Source organism: Pseudomonas sp. MPDS, from assembly GCF_013283895.1.
GTDB classification, from domain to species: Bacteria; Pseudomonadota; Gammaproteobacteria; order Pseudomonadales; family Pseudomonadaceae; genus Aquipseudomonas; species Aquipseudomonas rhizophila.
In genome coordinates, this window is sequence record NZ_CP054128.1 from 5,503,927 (window position 1) to 5,523,585 (window position 19,659).

Annotated in this window: 20 protein-coding genes; 2 read left to right on the top strand and 18 right to left on the bottom strand. The window is 60.5% G+C overall.

Features of this window, described 5'->3' with window-relative positions:
* Positions 1 to 66: 66 nt before the first annotated feature.
* The 7 genes from thiO to HQ912_RS24535 are packed head-to-tail and all read right to left on the bottom strand — an operon-like array spanning position 67 to position 6,853.
* Complete coding sequence (gene thiO / locus HQ912_RS24505; protein WP_047230179.1) at positions 67 to 1,167, bottom strand: glycine oxidase ThiO; 1,101 nt, start codon at positions 1,165 to 1,167, stop codon at positions 67 to 69.
* Positions 1,168 to 1,222: 55 nt separating this feature from the next.
* Entirely contained in the window at positions 1,223 to 1,624 is a 402-nt protein-coding gene (locus tag HQ912_RS24510) for a type IV pilin protein (RefSeq protein ID WP_076386375.1), read from the bottom strand.
* Between the two features lie 10 nt (positions 1,625 to 1,634).
* The gene (locus HQ912_RS24515; RefSeq protein ID WP_160893360.1) at positions 1,635 to 4,736 is read right to left on the bottom strand and encodes a pilus assembly protein; all 3,102 of its coding nucleotides are present in this window, start codon (positions 4,734 to 4,736) and stop codon (positions 1,635 to 1,637) included.
* Complete coding sequence (locus tag HQ912_RS24520) at positions 4,723 to 5,202, bottom strand: PilX N-terminal domain-containing pilus assembly protein (RefSeq protein ID WP_076386379.1); 480 nt, start codon at positions 5,200 to 5,202, stop codon at positions 4,723 to 4,725. Before HQ912_RS24520 ends, HQ912_RS24515 begins: the two co-directional genes overlap by 14 nt.
* Positions 5,203 to 5,211: 9 nt before the next feature.
* Positions 5,212 to 5,925, bottom strand: a complete 714-nt coding sequence (locus HQ912_RS24525) for a PilW family protein (RefSeq protein WP_160893358.1) — start codon at positions 5,923 to 5,925, stop codon at positions 5,212 to 5,214.
* Positions 5,922 to 6,383 (bottom strand): type IV pilus modification protein PilV, encoded by a 462-nt coding sequence (gene pilV / locus HQ912_RS24530; RefSeq protein WP_047230174.1) that lies wholly within the window; start codon positions 6,381 to 6,383, stop codon positions 5,922 to 5,924. Before pilV ends, HQ912_RS24525 begins: the two co-directional genes overlap by 4 nt.
* Complete coding sequence (locus HQ912_RS24535) at positions 6,380 to 6,853, bottom strand: GspH/FimT family protein (RefSeq protein ID WP_047230173.1); 474 nt, start codon at positions 6,851 to 6,853, stop codon at positions 6,380 to 6,382. The genes pilV and HQ912_RS24535 overlap by 4 nt, the downstream gene beginning before the upstream one ends.
* A gap of 114 nt (positions 6,854 to 6,967) precedes the next feature.
* On the opposite strand from HQ912_RS24535, the gene HQ912_RS24540 reads away from it, so the two are divergent.
* Entirely contained in the window at positions 6,968 to 7,483 is a 516-nt protein-coding gene (locus HQ912_RS24540; protein ID WP_076386386.1) for a GspH/FimT family pseudopilin, read from the top strand.
* On the opposite strand, the gene ispH is transcribed toward HQ912_RS24540, so the two are convergent.
* From ispH to murJ, 6 genes are all read right to left on the bottom strand, one after another.
* Positions 7,460 to 8,407: a 4-hydroxy-3-methylbut-2-enyl diphosphate reductase gene (ispH, locus tag HQ912_RS24545; RefSeq protein ID WP_047230171.1), complete on the bottom strand. Its 948-nt coding sequence runs from the start codon at positions 8,405 to 8,407 to the stop codon at positions 7,460 to 7,462. The genes HQ912_RS24540 and ispH overlap by 24 nt on opposite strands.
* A 128-nt stretch (positions 8,408 to 8,535) precedes the next feature.
* Complete coding sequence (gene fkpB / locus HQ912_RS24550) at positions 8,536 to 8,979, bottom strand: FKBP-type peptidyl-prolyl cis-trans isomerase (RefSeq protein ID WP_173407395.1); 444 nt, start codon at positions 8,977 to 8,979, stop codon at positions 8,536 to 8,538.
* Positions 8,972 to 9,493, bottom strand: a complete 522-nt coding sequence (lspA, locus tag HQ912_RS24555; protein WP_047230169.1) for a signal peptidase II — start codon at positions 9,491 to 9,493, stop codon at positions 8,972 to 8,974. Before lspA ends, fkpB begins: the two co-directional genes overlap by 8 nt.
* Positions 9,486 to 12,317 carry an isoleucine--tRNA ligase gene (gene ileS, locus HQ912_RS24560; RefSeq protein WP_173407396.1) on the bottom strand — a complete coding sequence of 944 codons (2,832 nt, stop codon included), beginning with the start codon at positions 12,315 to 12,317 and terminating at the stop codon, positions 9,486 to 9,488. Before ileS ends, lspA begins: the two co-directional genes overlap by 8 nt.
* 13 nt (positions 12,318 to 12,330) lie before the next feature.
* Positions 12,331 to 13,269: a bifunctional riboflavin kinase/FAD synthetase gene (gene ribF, locus HQ912_RS24565; RefSeq protein ID WP_047230167.1), complete on the bottom strand. Its 939-nt coding sequence runs from the start codon at positions 13,267 to 13,269 to the stop codon at positions 12,331 to 12,333.
* 130 nt (positions 13,270 to 13,399) lie between these two features.
* On the bottom strand, positions 13,400 to 14,938 hold the full coding sequence (gene murJ, locus HQ912_RS24570; protein WP_047230166.1) for a murein biosynthesis integral membrane protein MurJ: 1,539 nt from the start codon (positions 14,936 to 14,938) through the stop codon (positions 13,400 to 13,402).
* 254 nt (positions 14,939 to 15,192) lie between these two features.
* On the opposite strand from murJ, the gene rpsT reads away from it, so the two are divergent.
* A complete protein-coding gene (gene rpsT, locus HQ912_RS24575; RefSeq protein WP_003185593.1) occupies positions 15,193 to 15,471 on the top strand; it encodes a 30S ribosomal protein S20 in 279 nt (92 codons plus the stop codon).
* A gap of 180 nt (positions 15,472 to 15,651) precedes the next feature.
* Here the strand turns inward: rpsT and HQ912_RS24580 are convergent, their stop codons facing one another.
* The 5 genes from HQ912_RS24580 to rplU form a co-directional block, all read right to left on the bottom strand.
* A complete protein-coding gene (locus tag HQ912_RS24580; RefSeq protein ID WP_076386392.1) occupies positions 15,652 to 16,116 on the bottom strand; it encodes a CreA family protein in 465 nt (154 codons plus the stop codon).
* A gap of 9 nt (positions 16,117 to 16,125) precedes the next feature.
* On the bottom strand, positions 16,126 to 17,244 hold the full coding sequence (gene proB, locus HQ912_RS24585) for a glutamate 5-kinase (RefSeq protein ID WP_047230164.1): 1,119 nt from the start codon (positions 17,242 to 17,244) through the stop codon (positions 16,126 to 16,128).
* A gap of 278 nt (positions 17,245 to 17,522) precedes the next feature.
* A complete protein-coding gene (cgtA, locus tag HQ912_RS24590) occupies positions 17,523 to 18,746 on the bottom strand; it encodes an Obg family GTPase CgtA (RefSeq protein ID WP_047230163.1) in 1,224 nt (407 codons plus the stop codon).
* A gap of 190 nt (positions 18,747 to 18,936) precedes the next feature.
* The gene (rpmA, locus tag HQ912_RS24595; RefSeq protein WP_003205738.1) at positions 18,937 to 19,194 is read right to left on the bottom strand and encodes a 50S ribosomal protein L27; all 258 of its coding nucleotides are present in this window, start codon (positions 19,192 to 19,194) and stop codon (positions 18,937 to 18,939) included.
* A 35-nt stretch (positions 19,195 to 19,229) separates the two neighbouring features.
* Positions 19,230 to 19,544, bottom strand: a complete 315-nt coding sequence (rplU, locus tag HQ912_RS24600; protein WP_003176051.1) for a 50S ribosomal protein L21 — start codon at positions 19,542 to 19,544, stop codon at positions 19,230 to 19,232.
* Positions 19,545 to 19,659: the final 115 nt, after the last annotated feature.

A 19,659-nucleotide genomic window follows, 5' to 3' on the forward strand; every position in this document is an offset into this window, starting at 1 on the left:
CGTGAGAGACAGGCCGGCTGTCAGGCCGCCTCGTCACCAAGCTCACCCCCAAGCCAAAGCCGAACCCTACAACCGCCCCGCCGGCGCATACGGCGCAGGATCAATCACCGGCTCACGCCCCAACATCACATCAACAAACAACCGACACGACGCCGGAGCCAACACCAACCCATTGCGATAATGCCCACAGTTCAACCACAACCCCGAGAACCCCGGCACTTCACCAATATAGGGAATGCCCTCCGGCGATCCAGGCCGCAAGCCGGCCCAATGCCCGACCACCTCGGCGTCCGCCAGCGCAGGAATCAGCTGCTGCGCCGACGCCTTCAAACTATCGAGCGCAACATCGGTCGGGGTCTTGTCGAAGCCTTCGCGCTCCAGCGTACTGCCCACCAGAATATGCCCGTCGCGACGCGGAATCGCATAACGGCCCTTGGCCAGGACCATGCTCGATAGAAAATCCGACGCACATTTGTACAGAATCATCTGGCCCTTGACCGGCTCGACCGGCAACTTCAGCCCCAGAGTCTTGAGCAATTCACCGCTCCAGGCGCCCGCCGCCAGGACCACCTGATCGCCAAGGATCGGCCCCTCGGAGCTGTTAACCCCCACAATACGCCCACCGTCGCGGATGAACCCGCCGACCTCGCATTGCTCATGCAGCGTGACATTGGGTAGCGCCAGCAACGCAGCCTTGAGGGACTTCACCAACCGGGGATTGCGCACATTGGCCACATCGGCCATGTGGATCGCCCGGGAGAAACCCGCGCCCAGTACTGGCACCGCGTCATGGACAGCCGAGATTTCCACAGCCCGCAACGGGCGCCCTTCCCGCTCGGCCCAGGCCAGTGCTTCGGCCTGATCGTCCAGGTCCAGCCAATACAGACCGGTGACATGCACCTGCGGATCAACCCCCGTGGCCGCGAACAGACGCTGGGCCAGCTGTGGATAAAAGTCCTGCGACCAGTGGGCCAGTGCGGTGACCGCCGGGCTGTAGCGCCAGGGGTACAGCGGCGAAACAATACCGCCGCCGGCCCAGGACGATTCCTGGCCGACACTGGAGCGGTCCAGCAGCACCACGCGCTGCCCTTCGGACGCGAGATTGAACGCCGTCAGCAGGCCAATGACTCCGCCGCCGACAATCACCACTTGCTGTTGCCTGGTCATGTTCTATTTCAACTCACAAGACAAAGGGCGCAGGACAGCGCCCGAAAAAATAAACTCAGCGACCCCAGCAATCCTTGGCAGTCAGCCCGGCAGCAGCGTTGATGATGCTTCGCGCGCCCGTGTTGTTGATGGTGAAATCACCGCACTTGTCGGTGGCCATGGACGAGGCGCTGTTGCGCACGGCAGTCAGGGTGAAACTCTGATCCATGAGCGTCTGGGTAATGGTGTAGAAATCATTACCGCTGCTCAGCCCGGTCGCGTTGGTGTAGACATTGTTCTTGGAGTAATGGCGCTCAAGAATCTGCGCCTGCTCCGATAGCAGCCCGGCGATTTCGGCCCTTCGGCCCTTTTTCATGTATTCGGTCAGGCTCGGATAGCCGACGGTGATCACGATACCGATGATGGCGATCACGATCATGATTTCGATCAAGGTGAAACCCCGGTTGGATCTGCGCATACCTTATCTCTCATTGTATTTGCCGCCACATGATGCGGCGGCTGCCGCCGACGGATTTCCCCAGCAGGTCGGTGATACCGCCACCGGAGTCGTTCACGATCATGTTGGTGGCCCCGTTGGCACTGACGACAGCGCTCAAGGTCGGGATCCCGCCCGTGAAAATCACTCCGCTGGAGACCGTGTCGAGGCTGTTGAGCATGCCGTCACCGTTGGTGTCGAGCACCGCGTAGTTGAGCATCTTACCGTTGAACGCATCCACCTCGATCAGTTTGCCAGTACCAAAGCTGGCGCAGGGATCGGTGGTGTCCACCGCGGCCGTGGTGAAAACCACGCGCCCGAGCACCAGACTGGCCGGGTTGATCACCCGTTCCCCAGTCAATGCGTTGTTGTACACCAAGGGCAGATACCAGCCATTTTTTGCAGGATACGTCACGTCGGTCTGGCTGGTCGTCACGAATTGCCCGGTGCTGCCTGAGAACACCCCGGTGATCGACTGGGCTTGCAGGCTCGAAACCGGGATTTGTCCGGTACCGCCGACGGCGTCCCAGATCGAATAGAACCCCTGCAGATCCTTATTGAGCTTGTCCACCGCTTCGTTGAATTTGCCCGTGCCGAAAAAAACCTGGGTCCCGCCTTGAGGGTTTTCCGCCAGCAACGGCTGGACGGTGATGGGCTGGGTTGCACCACCGGGCGCGGTGAACAACGGCTGCCCGGCAAACGCAACGCCCCAGGCGGTGGGGGAAGTGCCGCTGAGGTCGAATTTCCACATCCGCCCTTTCAAATCGCCACCGTACGCGGCCTGCACCACGTTCTGGGAATTGACCCGAAGCTTGACCGACGACAGGCCGTTACCCGTCTCGCTGTTATTGACCGTGATTTTCCTGATCAGCGAGCCATCACGGATATCCACCACGTACAGCGCCGCTACGCCGGTGTTGCTGCCATAGCCATTGGCGATGAACGCGGCCCAGCGACCATCGGCCAGGCGCGCGACTTCGGGACGCGCATAGGCGTAGCCCAGGTCATTGAAGGCGTTGGCCGTATTGGCGACGGTCGGTGCGCTGATTTCCCACAACGCCCGGAGCGCATTGCCTGCCGCGGCGTCGAACAATTGCACCGCATAGAACGCTTTGCCCCCGGCTCCAGTCCCGCCCAGGGCAACGGTCTTCCAGGCATTGCCCAATTGCGCATCGAATACGCCGATCTGCCCATCCACCAGGAACTTGTGACTCACGCCGTTGATGTAATTGGTGTCAGCGATGTCCCGCAACGAGGGCAGGACGCTCGAGGGCATATAAGCGTAACGCCGCGTGCCGTTTGCGCTGTTGATGACGCTGAAGAAACCATCGTTGGCATTCACCACGAGATTGGCGTTCATGTTCGCCGCCTTGGTTGCCAGGTAAGTGCTGTAGCTGGTGTCGTTCAGCAGGTCCGAGGCGGTCTGGTCGTTCGGCGAGGCCAGGAGCAGTGGCGAGTTGATAATGTCCCCCAGCAACGCGCTGCGCACCTTCAGCCCGGTTTTATTGACACCTTTGCTCCATTCCACCAGATCGCTGCCGGTGATCCCCGTGGGCAGGCCCTGGCTGAGGCTGGTTTGCTGGGCCGGTGAAAAGTTGCCGTAGGCCAAGGTTACCGGCGTGTTGGTCGCGGTGTTCCAGGACTGATAGGTCGGTGCCGTGGCACCCGGCACGATGCTGGTGTTGGTGGTCCATTGCACGGCCGCCGTATCGACCGTCCCCGCCGAGGTAAAACCGAATGCGCGGATGGTGCCTCGCCAGTCCTTGGGGTCATAGGTGGTCTGGTAATAGCTGGAGGTGGTGGACAACGTTGCACCGTTGGTGGTGCCGCCGCCCCCCGATCCGGCCTTGGAGGTGATGTCACTCAAGGCCGATGACAAGGCCGAGTTCAGGCCTTCGCTGTCGGACGCTGGATAATATTTACCCGCGCCGTAGCGAGCGGCGTCGGACAGCATCGTATTGGTGACGGCAAAACCCACGGTGTAGGTATTGAGGTACTGCCGGGGAAAATCCGTGGCATTCCAGCTCTGGCCAGTGACGTCGGTGCCGGTGGAACGCATGTCGATGTCGAAAGCGAACTTGGCGATATCGTCCAGATAAAGCGTATCGCCCTCAGCGTCACCGTTGCGGTCAGCACCATCGTTGGTACTGATGCCATCCCAGTTCGGCAGACGGGATCCGCCTAACGGATCGTTGGTGGGAAAGGTACGGTCGTAGGTGGGCAAGCCGTCGGTGATCACCACACCGAAATTCTTCTGGCACCGGTACTGGATCGGGCTGGTGTAGGTGCTGGGGCTATTGTTGTGGTACGGCGCCATGCCCCTGAAATAACGGGTGACCTCGTAATAGCTCTCGGCCAATGGCGTATTGGCGACCGCGCCCAGACCGTTGATGGCGTTGATCAGGGCACTGTAGTTGGCGTTGGCCTGGGTCTGGGTCACGCTGCCGCTGACGGGTGACAGATCGCTGACGACACGGGCGATGTAGCCCCCCGGGCCGGAGTTGCTGAAGTTGGGAGGATTGAAGGTGGCAAGCCCGATGCGCAAGGCACGGTTGTTGGCGACCAGGTCGTTGGAGACATCCCGTGCCACGTTGATTCGATAATCCCTGGGGATTGAGCCATTGGTGTAGTCCCGGTTCGAGCCGTTGGCCAGGGTTACCAGATACGCCAGGTACTTGGCGGTGTAGCGTGTATCGCCCCCACCCACCGGGTCTGGCAGCCGCAGACAGATCCGGCCAAGGCCGGGCCGGTAGAAACCGTACCAGCCAGACGAGCAACCGCCCCGCAACAGGCTCATTAACAGAATGTTCGAGTCATCCAGATCCAGTTCATACCTATCGTTGCAATTGCTACTGGCGCTGCATGCATAAGTGCGCGTTTGCGTCACCGTCGGATCAAACCCCGACGCCCAAATGATGTTGTTCATACTCCCCGAGTCATCGATCAGCAGCATCACGTTGGGCGTGACTGCGGCGGCACTCAGCAACGGCGAATCCGAAGGCGTGAAAGCATAGGCCGGTGCAGCCAGGTACAGGCTGAGCAGCACACCCCACAACGCCTGCTTCCAATCGCGACGCACCTTAATATTTCGCATAGATGCTCTCCACGACGCTGCGCTGGTTATTTCCCACCACGGCCACCGCCGTGATCCGGTACAGCGTCGCCGACGTATTGATCGGCACGTTGACCGCCGTCAGCGTGGTGCCCAGATTCTGCACGCCATAGAACCCGCCAGGGACGGCGATCCAGGTCACCCCCGACGATGAATTGCGCCCGGCCGTCGTGAGGGTTGCCGATTCAGCCGGCGGCGCACACTGGGTCGCGGTGGTACACACCGGCAGGGAGTAGGCCTCGGCCTGTACCGCGCTTTCACCAACCCGCAGCGCTGCCTCGGCCAACTGGAAGGACTGGTTGCGTAGCATGACGCTACTGGTCATTTTTTCCTGAAGGGTGGCGCTCTGCATCGACGACAGGCCGATCAGCGTCAGGAGCAGCAGGAAAACCAGGCTGACCAGCAATGCCATACCGCGCTGGCGATGCTTGATGGGCGTTGAATTCATCAGTCGCCCTCACAGAAGCCGGTTGCGCAAAGCGGCAACCACGTTGAAGGTCTGCTCACGCACGTTGTTCTTCGGATCAAAGAGCGTGAGGGTCAGGCGCACGCTGCGGATCAGGGCCGGATTGCTCGGGTTGCGGCTGTAGCTCGATGCCGCGATGTCTGTCGCGCTGCTGGCCACCCCAAATGTCACATCGAATGCCCGGACGTTATCCACCAGCACCGCCTGGGTCGGGTTGCCAGCCCCGGTGCCCATCAACAACTGGTTATTGCTGAAACTGTAGACCAGCCGCCGTATCGGAAACGCCATTTGCCCGGCCGCCGGTATCCGCGCCCCGGTATAGGCGGTCGCCGTGTTGCGACAATCCGAGATCACGGTCCAGGTCGGCACGCCGCCGCTGTTGCCGACATCCGTCGTCACCAGGGTCAGCTTCAGATTGGCATTGTCCCAGCTGATCGGCGTGACCTTGCTGGCATTGAAATCCCCCGCCGAGGACGCGTCGAGGACGGTCTCCAGGCAACCGAACATGCCCACCATACGAAGCTCCTGGACCATCTTGCTCAGAGCGAACCGCGCATCCTCCTGCATCACCGCCGCCGCACCCTGGCTGACGTAGGTGTTTTTGGCGGCGATGAAAATCTGCACCACACCCAGCACGACAATCAGGCTGAGCACCAAAGCGATCATCAGCTCAATCAGGCCGAATCCCCGGCAATGCCTGTTCATGGCGTCGCCCCGGGTGGGTCGACGGCGACGCGACTGGTCAGCACGAAACTGCGTCGCGCCTCGGCGGCGTTGGTCGTGTTGGCGGCCCGGGCGTCATCCCAGGAGATGGTAATGGTGTAGACCCGCTGGTGCAGCGCAACAGTGCCGGTGGCCGTGGCGCCGCCGAAGCTGACGATGTTGGTCTTGAAATCGTAGAGATCCTGGTCCCGGGCTACGTTGAGATTGGGTGAACTGGGCGGCGTAACCGTGTAATCGGCGCCGGAGTTGGCACGAATGCGGTCGAGCATGTCGTAGGCGATGAAGCTGGCCTGGCTGGTCATGCGCGAGCTGTCGGTATATTTGAGGGCATTGAGCTGAACCATCGCCGCTCCCAGCAAGCCCACGCCAAGAATCAGCACCGCCACCAGCACCTCGATCAGTGTCATGCCATCCTGTGCCTGTTTACTGCAACCCTTCATCCGCAACTTCCACCCAATACGATTCGTCCATTGAGGCAAACACTCAGTGTCCTGCTCTGCGCCCCCCTTACATAATTGAAAGTCACCGGCGTGGCCGGTGCCGACAACCCGCCGAGGTTGTTGAAATCAATGCTGGTCACGTCTGAGGTTAGCGTCAGAGTCGCGCCGCTGCTCATCGCTGGAACAACCCGCAATACATTGGGCTCAGCGCCAGTACTGTCATACACCGTCAGCTCGCTGCTCCATACGCTGCCCTGGACCGTGGGGCGAATCCGTGTGGTGACACCACGGTCGATCGCCGTCATCCGGGCGAAGTTCAGTGCCCGGCGCAGGTCGTCAATATCGGTATCGGCCTTGGTGCCCTGCACCGAACCGGTAAGGGCCGGTACCGCCAGGGTGATCAGGAGCAGCAGCACGCCAAGGGCGACCAGCACCTCAATCAGCGTGAAACCTTTTGTACGAAGATCCATCGATGCCCTCCGTCGCCATTGGCTATACCTGCTTCTACACGCTAGAACAAACGACTGCCTGTGGCGAGGGAGCTTGCTCCCTCTCTACAACAAGCTCTCCAGGGAGGAGACGTCATGTATCAACAGGGCTTTAGCCTGATCGAACTGCTCATGGGACTGGCGATTGCCGCGATTGTTCTGCCGTGGGCCGGTTCCGGATACAAAGCCCTGGTGGAATCCACTGACCGCGACGACGCCGCACGGCTGCTGGCCAGCGGTCTGCGCAGCGCCCGCAGCGAAGCAATCACGCGCAATCGGACAGTGACGATTCAAGGAATAGACAACGATTGGAGCCTGGGCTGGCAAATCATGCTGGACGGCGATGACCAGCCACTGCTGACGCAGCACAGCCGCCATGCTCGAATCATTGGCAACGGGCCGGTAAAACACTCGGTGAGATTCGCAAGCCAGGGGGAGCCGCTCCTGCCCAGCGGCGCATTTCAGGCGGGAACGTTACACGTTTGTGCACACCATAAGCCGGTCAGTCACCACCAGGTGGTCCTGTCGCGCAGCGGCCGCGTCAGCCTGCGCAGCGAGAAAACCGAGCAGGCCTTGTGCGAAATGGACTCAAAGCAAGGAGCGCACGCGTAGTTCCTTGGGCATGGAGAAGGTGACGTTCTCCTCGCGACCGGACAATTCATCGGCACCGGTTGCCCCCCAGGCCTGCAGTTGCTGGATCACGCCGCGCACCAACACTTCCGGCGCTGAAGCACCGGCGGTAATGCCGATACGCTCGACGCCGTCAAACCAGCTGCGCTGCATGTCTTCAGCGCCGTCGATCAGGTACGCCGGAGTGGACATGCGCTCGGCCAGCTCACGCAGGCGATTGGAGTTGGAGCTGTTCGGGCTACCGACTACCAGCACGACATCACACTCGTCGGCCAGTTGCTTGACCGCATCCTGACGATTCTGGGTGGCGTAGCAGATGTCATCCTTGCGTGGCCCACCGATGGCCGGGAAGCGCGCACGCAGGGCGTCGATCACTCGACTGGTATCGTCCATGGACAGGGTGGTCTGGGTGACAAACGCCAGCTTTTCCGGGTTACGCACCTGAAGGGCGGCGACGTCCTCTTCATCCTCGACCAGGTAGATCGCGCCACCATTGCTGGCGTCGTACTGGCCCATGGTGCCTTCGACTTCCGGATGGCCCTCGTGGCCGATCAGAATGCACTCACGACCGTCACGGCTGTAACGGGCCACTTCGATATGGACCTTGGTCACCAAGGGGCAGGTCGCGTCGAATACCTTCAGGCCACGGCCGGCGGCTTCGGTACGCACTGCCTGGGAAACCCCGTGGGCACTGAAGATCACGATGACGTCGTCTGGCACCTGGTCCAGTTCCTCGACGAAGATCGCCCCGCGGCTACGCAGGTCTTCGACGACAAATTTGTTGTGGACCACTTCATGGCGCACATAGATGGGCGGCCCGAAGACTTCCAGGGCGCGGTTGACGATTTCGATCGCCCGGTCCACGCCGGCGCAGAAGCCACGGGGGTTGGCGAGTTTGATTTGCATGCTGTGCCTCGTGTCTGTGGGAGCGAGCCTGCTCGCGATGCGGCAGAACAGTCAACTCGATGGTGGCTGTGATTCAGCCATCGCGAGCAGGCTCGCTCCCACAGGTATGGTGGGGGCGGTAACTGCCGTTAAATCTCAACTGCCTTGACGTCGAGGATTTCCACTTCGAAGTTCAAGGTCTTGCCCGCCAACGGATGATTGAAGTCCACGGTCACCTGGGCGTCGTCGAACGCCTTCACCACGCCCGGCAGTTCGGTATTGGCCGCATCGTTGAAGATCACCAGCAACCCTTCGGACAGTTCCATGTCCTGGAACTGGGAGCGTGGCATGGTCTGCACGTTTTGCGGGTTGGGCTGACCAAAGGCGTTTTCCGGTGGAACCACCACGGTGCGCTTGTCACCGGCCTTGAAACCGAAGATCGCCGCCTCGAAGCCCGGCAGCAGGTTGCCGTCGCCAACCTTGAACACGGCCGGAGCCTTGTCAAAGGTGCTGTCGACGGTGTCGCCGTTTTCCAGGTGCAGGGCGAAGTGAAGCTTCACTTCAGTGTTTTGAGCGATACGCTGCTCAGTCATGGACGGCTTCTCCGGGTTTCTTGCTCTTGAACATGTCCAGGGCGAGCATTACGGCGCCCACGGTGATGGCGCTGTCGGCAAAGTTGAACGCCGGGAAGTACCAGCGGTTCTGCCAATGCACCAGGATGAAATCGATCACGTGGCCCAAGGCAATCCGATCATAAAGATTGCCCAGCGCGCCCCCAAGCACCAATGCCAGCGCCACGGCCAGCCAGGTCTCATCGCGCCCCAGGCGTTTGAGCCAGACCACCAGCACGCCGCTGACCACGACAGCGATCAGGGCGAACAGCCAGCGCTGCCAGCCCGAACTGTCGGCCAGGAAGCTGAACGCCGCGCCCGTGTTGTAAGCCAGGGTCCAGCTGAAGTAGTCGGGGATGACCACGATCTGCTGGTACATGGTCAGCGAGTTTTCGAAGTGGAACTTGCTGGCCTGGTCAATGACCAGCACCAGCAAGCTCAACCACAGCCAGCTCAGCCGGCCGAAACGGCTCGCCACGTTAGACGCACTAGGCATAGTGACGAACCTCACCAGTGCCGCTGATGTTGTCGACGCAACGGCCGCAGATCTCCGGATGCTCCGGATTCACGCCGACGTCTTCGCGGCAGTGCCAGCAACGGGCGCACTTGGTGTGGTTCGACTTGACGATCTTCAGCTTCAGGCCGCTGACTTCAGTGACGACCGCATCGGCCGGCGCCTGCACCAACGGTGCGACACTGGCGGTGGAAGTGATCAGCACGAAACGCAGCTCGTTGCTCAGCTTGGCCAGATCGGCACTCAGGGCTTCTTCGGCGTAGAGCGTCACTTCGGCCTGCAGGTTGCCACCGACGGCCTTGGCCGCGCGCTGGATCTCCATTTCCTTGTTGACCGCCGCCTTGACCGCCATGATCCGGTCCCAATAGGCACGGTCCAGCTCGAAACCTTGCGGCAGTTCGGTCAGGCCTTCGTACCAGGTGTTGAGCATCACCGACTCGTTGCGCTCGCCCGGCAGGTACTGCCACAGCTCGTCGGCGGTGAATGCGAGGATCGGCGCGATCCAGCGCACCAGCGCTTCGCTGATGTGGAACAGCGCGGTCTGGCACGAACGGCGCGCCTTGCTGTTGGCGCCAGTGGTGTACTGACGGTCCTTGATGATGTCGAGGTAGAAACCACCCAGCTCCTGCACGCAGAAGTTGTGGATCTTGGAGTAGACGTTCCAGAAACGGTACTCACCGTAATGCTCCTGCAATTCGCGTTGCAGCAGCAGGGTACGGTCCACGGCCCAGCGGTCCAGCGCGAGCATTTCTTCGGCTGGCAGCAGGTCGGTGGCCGGGTTGAAACCGGTCAGGTTCGAGAGCAGGAAGCGCGCGGTGTTACGGATCCGCCGGTAGGCGTCCGCGCTGCGCTGCAGGATCTGCTCGGAAACGGCCATCTCGCCGGAATAGTCGGTGGAGGCGACCCACAAGCGCATGATGTCGGCGCCCAGGGTGTCGTTGACCTTCTGCGGGGCGATCACGTTGCCCAGGGACTTGGACATCTTGCGGCCGGACTCATCGACGGTGAAGCCGTGGGTCAGCAACTCGCGGTACGGTGCGTGGTTGTCGATAGCGCAACCGGTCAGCAACGAGGAGTGGAACCAGCCGCGGTGCTGGTCCGAACCTTCCAGGTACAGGTCGGCACGCGGACCGGCTTCATGGCCCATCGGGTGCGAGCCACGCAGCACATGCCAGTGGGTGGTACCGGAATCGAACCAGACGTCCAGGGTGTCGCTGATCTTGTCGTACAGCGGCGCTTCGTCGCCCAACAGTTCGGCGGCGTCCATCTTGAACCAGGCTTCGATGCCTTCGACTTCGACGCGCTTGGCCACCATTTCCATCAGTTCGACGGTGCGTGGGTGCAGTTCGCCGCTTTCCTTGTTCAGGAAGAACGGGATCGGTACGCCCCAGTTACGCTGGCGGGAGATGCACCAGTCAGGACGGTTGGCGATCATCGAGTGCAGGCGCGCCTGGCCCCAGGCCGGCACGAACTTGGTGTCCTCAATGGCTTTGAGGGAGCGCTGGCGCAGGGTGTCGCCAGTGGCTGGCTGCTTGTCCATGCCGATGAACCACTGCGCGGTGGCGCGGTAGATCAGCGGAGTCTTGTGGCGCCAGCAGTGCATGTAGCTGTGTTCGATGACGGTGGTGTGCAGCAGCGCGCCGACTTCGGTCAGTTTGTCGACGATGGCCGGGTTGGCTTTCCAGATGAACTGGCCGCCAAAGAACTCCAGCGACGGCACGTACACGCCATTGCTCTGTACCGGGTTGAGAATGTCGTCGTTGACCATGCCGTACTTCTTGCAGGTCACGAAGTCGTCAACGCCATAGGCCGGCGCGGAGTGAACCACACCAGTGCCTGCGCCCAGCTCTACGTAGTCGGCCAGGTACACCGGCGACAGGCGGTCATAGAACGGATGACGGAAATTGATCAGTTCCAGCGTCGAACCTGGCGCGGTAGCCAGCACCGAGCCTTCGAGGTTGTAGCGGGCCAGGCAGGACTCGACCAGTTCTTCGGCCAATACCAGCAGCTTGTCGCCAACATCGACCAGGGCGTAGTTGAATTCCGGGTGAACGTTCAACGCCTGGTTGGCCGGGATGGTCCACGGGGTGGTGGTCCAGATCACGATCGACGCCGGTTTGCTCAGCTTGCCCAGGCCGAAAGCGGCGGCGAGCTTGTCTTCATCGGCGATCGGGAACGCGACGTCGATGGTCGACGACTTCTTGTTTTCGTACTCGACTTCCGCCTCGGCCAAGGCCGAACCGCAATCGAAGCACCAGTTCACGGGCTTGAGGCCCTTGAACACAAAGCCGCCCTCGACGATTTTCGCCAAGGCCCGGATTTCGCCGGCTTCGTTTTTGAAGTCCATGGTCTTGTAAGGGTTGGCGAAGTCGCCCAGCACGCCGAGGCGGATGAATTCGGACTTCTGCCCTTCGATCTGCTCGGTGGCGTAGGCACGGCACAATTCGCGGGTCTTGTCCGCGCCCAGGTTCTTGCCGTGGGTCACTTCAACCTTGTGCTCGATCGGCAGGCCATGGCAATCCCAGCCCGGGATATACGGCGCGTCGAAACCCGACAGGGTCTTGGAGCGCACGATCATGTCCTTGAGAATCTTGTTCAGCGCGTGACCGATGTGGATCGTGCCGTTGGCGTACGGAGGGCCGTCGTGCAGGACGAACTTCGGACGATCCTTGCCAATCTCGCGCAACTTTCCGTACAGGCCAATGCTGTCCCAACGCTGCAGAATCTGTGGTTCGCGCTGAGGCAGGCCGGCCTTCATAGGGAAGGCGGTGTCCGGAAGGTTTAGCGTGGCTTTATAGTCGGTCATTTAAGGCTCTTCATTAGCGATTGGCGCTGGTTGCGACAAGGGCACGGGCGGCGGCGATATCTGCATGGATCGCCGTCTTGAGCGCCTCCAGAGAGGCAAAACGCTGCTCTTCACGCAGCTTTTGGTGGAAAACCACCGTCAAACGCCGGTCATACAGATCGCCGGCAAAATCCAGAACATGTACTTCGAGGTGGGCCTTGCCATCCCCTTGGACCGTGGGCCGGACGCCGATATTGGCGACACCGGGCCAGGTCTTGCCGTCGATCTCGACACTCACCAGGAACACCCCGGTCAGCGGTACACGACGACGCTTGAGTTGCACGTTGGCCGTCGGCGTGCCCAGTTGGCGCGCCAGTTTCTGCCCGTGCAGGATCCGTCCGGCAATCCGGTATGGCCGGCCGAGCAAACGCTCGGCCAATTCGAAGTCGGCAGCCGCCAGGGCATTGCGGACCTGGGTACTGCTGACGCGCATGCCATCCATCTCCACGGTCTGCGCCGCTTCGACGGTAAAGCCCCGGGCCTTGCCGGCCTGTTGCAGGTAATCGAAATCCCCTGCCCGGTCGCAGCCGAAACGGAAATCATCACCGACTTCCAGATGTTTTATGTCCAGACCGCCCACCAGGATGGTCTCGACGAATTCGGCGGCACTGAGTTTGCTCAGGCGCTGATTGAAGGCCAGGCACAAGACCCGGTCGACGCCTTCGGCGGCCAGCAGATGCAGCTTGTCCCGCAGCCGGGCCAGACGGGCCGGCGCGGTGTCCGGGGCGAAAAATTCCCGGGGTTGCGGCTCGAAGATCACCACGCAACTGGGCACGCCCAATTCCTGGGCACGCTCGCGCAACCGCGCCAGGATAGCCTGGTGGCCACGGTGAACACCGTCAAAGTTGCCAATAGTGGCGACACAGCCCCGATGCTGGGGGCGCAGGTTGTGGAGGCCTCGAACCAGCTGCATAACGCGCTTCTTGCTCATAAAGTGGCCGATTATAACCACACCCGGCGGCCGACGACAGGCAACACCGTAACCCAAAGTGATCGAGCCGACAAAACCACTGCCCGGCCCGGGATTATCGAGGGTAAACCCCTCAGCTCAAGCCCTTGCGGTTGAAGTCGCGCAGGCGAAAGCCCATCAGCAGCAGCATGCCGAAATACGCCACCACACCCGCCGCGACCAGTACACCCAGGCGCAGGAAACGCTCGAGCATCTGTCCTTCACCCCAGGCTGGCATGAAATGCATCGCCCCCAGCAGCACCGCCGACATCACCCCCACGGCCACCAGCAGCTTGAGGCCGAACTTGCCCCAGCCCGGCTGCGGCTGATACATCTTCTGCTTGCGCAGTTGGTAAAACAGCAGCCCGGCGTTGAGGCACGCGCCGGCACTGATCGCCAGGGCCAGGCCAGCGTGGGCCAGCGGGCCGATCAGCAACAGGTTGAACAATTGGGTCATCACCAGGGTAAAAATGGCGATTTTCACCGGCGTGCGAATGTTCTGCTGGGCGTAGAAGCCTGGCGCCAGCACCTTGATCACAATGATCCCGAGCAAGCCCACCGAGTAAGCGATCAGCGCACGCTGGGTCATCAGCGCGTCAAAAGCGTTGAACTGGCCGTACTGGAACAACGAGACGGTCAGCGGCTCGGCCAGGATGCCCAGCGCCAGGGCACAAGGCAACACCAGCACGAAGCACAGGCGCAGGCCCCAGTCGAGGATGCGCGAGTACTCCTGGCGGTCCTGGCTGGCGTAAGTCTTGGCCAGGGTCGGCAACAGGATCGTGCCCAGGGCCACGCCCAACACACCGGACGGCAACTCCATGAGGCGGTCGGCGTAGTACATCCACGACACCGAGCCGGCCACTAGGAACGAGGCGAAAATGGTGTTGATGATCAGGGAAATCTGACTCACCGAAACCCCGAGGATCGCCGGCAACATCTGCTTCATCACCCGCCACACGCCGCTGTCGCGCAGATTCAGGCGCGGCAGCACCAGCATGCCGATTTTCTTCAGGTGAGGCAGCTGATACAGCAACTGCGCCAGGCCACCCACCAGCACCGCCCAACCAAGTGCCATCACCGGCGGGTCGAAGTACGGTGTCAGGAACACCGCAAAGACGATCATGCTGACGTTGAGCAGGGTCGGCACGAAGGCTGGCACCGAGAAACGGTTCCAGGTATTGAGGATCGCCCCGGCCAGGGACGACAGGGAAATCAGCAATATATAAGGAAAGGTCACCCGCAACAGGTCCGAGGTGAGCTGGAATTTTTCCGGGGTATCGGTAAAACCCGGAGCCGTGGCCCAGATCACCCAGGGCGCGGCGAGCATGCCGGCGGCCGTGACCAGTGCCAGCACCAGCGTCAGCAAACCCGTGACATAGGCAATGAACGTGCGAGTCGCCTCGTCGCCTTTCTGGCTTTTATATTCCGCCAGGATCGGCACGAAGGCTTGGGAAAACGCCCCTTCAGCGAAGATCCGCCGCAACAGATTGGGCAACTTGAAAGCGATGAAGAAGGCGTCGGTGGCCATCCCGGCACCGAATATCCGAGCGATCAGCGTGTCACGAACGAACCCCAGGACGCGTGAAAGCATCGTGATAGAGCTGACGGCAGCCAACGATTTGAGCAGATTCATGAAAAGAGTTTTTGCCTGTCGATAAACAGCAGGCGAACAACGCGCCCACTTATGCGATACTCCGCGCCGCTAAACAGTGCAGAGCCAAAGCCCGCGAGTTTACAGGTCGCACGCCGGAAAGAAATCATCCGGTGCGTTGTACCTGCCATTCAGCGGAACGCGTCACCCGCCCTTGACAAGACATCAACTCATCGGCATGATTCGCGGCCTATTTTGTTTGCTATTTCCTAAAAAGTCTTTCGAGGAGCTCGACGGTGGCCAACACACCTTCCGCCAAAAAACGTGCAAAACAGGCTGAGAAGCGTCGCAGCCACAACGCCAGCCTGCGTTCCATGGTCCGTACCTACATCAAAAACGTAGTTAAGGCCATCGACGCAAAAGACGCTGAAAAAGCACAAGCTGCTTACGTTCTGGCTGTGCCAGTTATCGACCGTATGGCCGATAAAGGCATCATCCACAAGAACAAGGCTGCTCGCCATAAGAGCCGCCTGAATGGCCACGTAAAGGCCCTGAACGTTGCCGCTGCTGCCTAAGCGACGCGCTCGTTAAAAAACCGACCTTAGGGTCGGTTTTTTATTGCCTGGGATTTACCACACATATCGCAAAAATGTGGGAGCGAGCCTGCTCGCGATAGCTGACTAACACTCAATACAAGTTGACTGTTATATAGCTATCGCGAGCAGGCTCGCTCCCACACTGGGATTTGCGTCAGGTTATTGGGTACGAGCCCACGGCAGGATCGGGATCGCCGTCACCGCATTCTGCGGACTGCCTTCGATCACACGGTCGCTGTAGACCAGGTACACCAGCGTATTACGCTTCTTGTCGAGGAAGCGCACCACCTGCATGGTCTTGAATACCAACGACGTGCGCTCCCTGAACACCTCCTCGCCGTCCTTGAGCTCCCCCTTGAAGCTGATGGGACCGACCTGGCGGCAGGCAATGGATGCCTCGGCGCGATCCTCAGCCAGACCCAGACCACCCTTCACACCACCGGTCTTGGCCCGGGACAGATAGCACGTCACCCCGTCCACCTTCGGATCATCGAAGGCCTCAACGACGATCCGGTCATTTGGCCCGACAAACTTGAACACCGTCGACACTTGGCCAATTTCCTCAGCCGAGGCCAGCAGCGGCAATGCCACCAGCAAGCCGATCAATCCTTTTGCCAAACCCATGATTTTTCCTTAGACGAGAATCAGGTTGTCACGGTGAACCAGCTCTGGCTCGGCCATGTAACCCAACAGACCGACAATCGCATCAGACGATTGACCGATGATTTTTTGTGCTTCGAGCGCGCTGTAGTTGGCCAGGCCGCGAGCGATTTCGCGACCATCCGGCGCCACGCACACCACCATTTCGCCGCGACGAAAACTGCCCTGGACCAGCTTCACGCCCACCGGCAGCAGACTTTTATTGCCCTGGGACAGCGCCGACACCGCCCCCGCATCCAGCACCAGCGTGCCACGGGTTTGCAGATGCCCGGCCAGCCATTGCTTGCGCGCCGCCAGCATGCCGCGCTCAGGGGACAACAATGTGCCAATGCGCTCGCCCGCCTTCAGGCGATCCAGCACTCGCTCCAGCCGACCACCGACAATGATGGTGTGAGCCCCGGAGCGAGCAGCCAGACGGGCGGCGCGCAGCTTGGTCTGCATGCCGCCACGCCCCAGCGCACCACCAGTACCGCCTGCCACCGCGTCCAGCGCCGGATCATCGGCACGGGCTTCGTAGATCAGCTTGGCATCAGGATTGTTGCGCGGGTCGGCGTCGAACATGCCGTCGCGATCCGTGAGAATCACCAGCAGGTCCGCTTCCACCAGGTTCGCCACTAACGCGGCCAGGGTGTCGTTGTCGCCGAAACGAATCTCGTCGGTAACCACAGTGTCGTTTTCGTTGATCACCGGGATGACTTTCAGCTCGACCAGCGCACGCAAGGTGCTGCGGGCATTGAGGTAGCGCTTGCGGTCGGACAGGTCGTCATGGGTCAGCAGGATCTGCGCCGTATGGCGACCGTGCTCGGCAAAGCTCGACTCCCAGGCCTGCACCAGCCCCATCTGACCGATGGCGGCAGCGGCCTGCAACTCGTGCATCGCGCTGGGTCGCGATGTCCAGCCCAACCGGCTCATGCCAGCGGCTACAGCCCCCGAAGAGACCAAGACCAGTTCGACGCCAGCCTCATGCAAAGCCACCATCTGCTCGACCCACACCGCCATTGCCTTGCGATCCAGACCCTTGCCATCCGCCGTCAGCAATGCGCTGCCGATCTTCACGACCCAGCGCTGCGCACCCGTCACCTTGCTCCGCATCATCTTCAACCTTTGCCAGCGAACGGCGCGACCCAGCACCGCCCATGGGATTATTCGTATTTGCGTTTTACAGATACCAAAACGCCGCTCGAATGAGCGGCGCCTTGGAAACCGGCTGGTTGCGATGATAACACCGCGCTGAAACACTTAAACCTGTGGGAGCGAGCTTGCTCGCGATTGCATTGGGTCAGCAATATTGATACCGGCTGTCACACCGCTATCGCGAGCAAGCTCGCTCCCACAGGTCCTGGCTTCAACTGAGTGACATCAGCACACGATCAGTCGCGAACGTAGATGATTTCCGGACCGTCTTCGTCATCCACATCCTCTTCGTCCCAATCGTCGTCACCGATGTCATGGACCGACTTCACGCCGCTGCGACGCAGGGCACGCTGATCATCCAGCGCCTGCAACTGAGCACGCGCCTCGTCTTCGATACGCTGATCGAGCTCGGCCAGTTCTTCCTTGTAGGCAGGGTCATTGGCCAGGCGATCGGCACGATCTTCCATGTAACGCATGATGTCGTGGCACAGGCGCTCGGTGCCTTCTTTGGCAATGGCCGAGATCACGTAGACCGGACCTTCCCACTCCAGGCGATCGACGATTTCCTTGACCCGCTCCTCGTGCTCTTCTTCGAGGATCTGGTCGCACTTGTTCAGCACCAACCAGCGATCACGCTCTGCCAGGGCCGGGCTGAACTTGGTCAGCTCGCTGACAATGACTTCGGCCGCATCAGCAGCACTGGTTTCATCCAGCGGCGCCATGTCCACGAGGTGCAGCAACAGCCGGGTACGGGACAAGTGCTTGAGGAAGCGAATCCCCAGGCCGGCGCCATCGGACGCACCTTCGATCAGCCCCGGAATGTCCGCAACCACAAAGCTCTTCCAGCGGTCGACACTGACCACGCCCAGGTTCGGCACCAGGGTGGTGAACGGGTAATCGGCGACTTTCGGCTTGGCTGCCGATACCGAGCGAATGAAGGTGCTCTTGCCGGCGTTCGGCAGACCCAGCAGGCCCACGTCGGCCAGCACTTTCATTTCCAGCTTCAGGTCACGCTGCTCGCCTGGCTTGCCTGGCGTGGTCTGGCGCGGCGCACGGTTGGTACTGGACTTGAAACGGGTGTTACCCAGACCGTGCCAGCCACCATGGGCCACCAGCAGACGCTGGCCAGCCTTGGTCAGGTCGCCAATGACTTCCTGGGTGGCGGAGTCGATCACCGTGGTGCCGACCGGCACGCGCAGGATCAGGTCTTCGCCCTTTTTGCCGGTGCAGTCGGTGCTGCCGCCATTGGAGCCACGCTCAGCATCGAAGTGACGGGTGTAACGGTAGTCCACCAGGGTGTTGAGGTTTTCGTCGGCGAGCATGTAGATCGAGCCGCCATCGCCGCCGTCACCACCGTTCGGACCACCGTTCTCAATGAATTTTTCTCGACGGAAACTCATGCAACCATTGCCGCCGTCGCCGGCCTTTACTCGAATCGATACTTCATCAACAAACTTCATGACACACGCCTCTCGCCATACGGACGAGCCAAAAAAACAAGACATAAGACTCTTGCAAAAATGAGCGCAGCGACCTGATGACACGCCCCAACCGCAGCGCCGACAGCCCATACAAACAGTTTTGCAAGAGACTCACCCCACAAACGAAAAAGCCCCGTCGCAAGACAGGGCTTTTCCAGCGGTCTCGCAATTAAGCTGCGATAACGCTTACGTAACGACGACCGAAGGCGCCTTTTACTTCGAACTTGATCACGCCTTCGACTTTAGCGAAGAGGGTGTGATCCTTACCCATGCCTACGCCGTAGCCAGCGTGGAATTGGGTGCCGCGCTGACGCACGATGATGTTGCCCGCTTTGATAGCCTGGCCGCCATACATCTTGACGCCAAGGCGTTTGGCTTCTGAGTCGCGACCGTTACGGGTACTACCACCAGCTTTTTTGTGTGCCATGAGTTCAATTCTCCTAGTGAGGAATTAGGCTGAAATTAAGCCTGAATACCGGTGATTTTGATCTCGGTGTACCACTGGCGGTGGCCCATACGCTTCATGTGGTGCTTACGGCGACGGAACTTGATGATGCGGACTTTATCGTGACGACCTTGGGAGATCACTTCAGCCACAACGGTAGCGCCAGCAACGACTGGAGCGCCGATATTCACGTCATCGCCATTGGCGACCAACAGAACGCGATCAAAAGTCACGGATTCGCCAGTAGCGATTTCCAGTTTTTCGATCTTCAGGTATTCACCTGGGGCGACCTTGTATTGCTTGCCACCAGTAACAATTACTGCGTACGACATGGTATTTCTCCGATAATCCTGCTCACCCAGCGCTTTATAAGAAGAGGTATTGGCTGGCATGGCTGCATGGGCTGGAAGGCCCGGATGCAATTGCGTAAGGCAGGTGCTGCCCAGG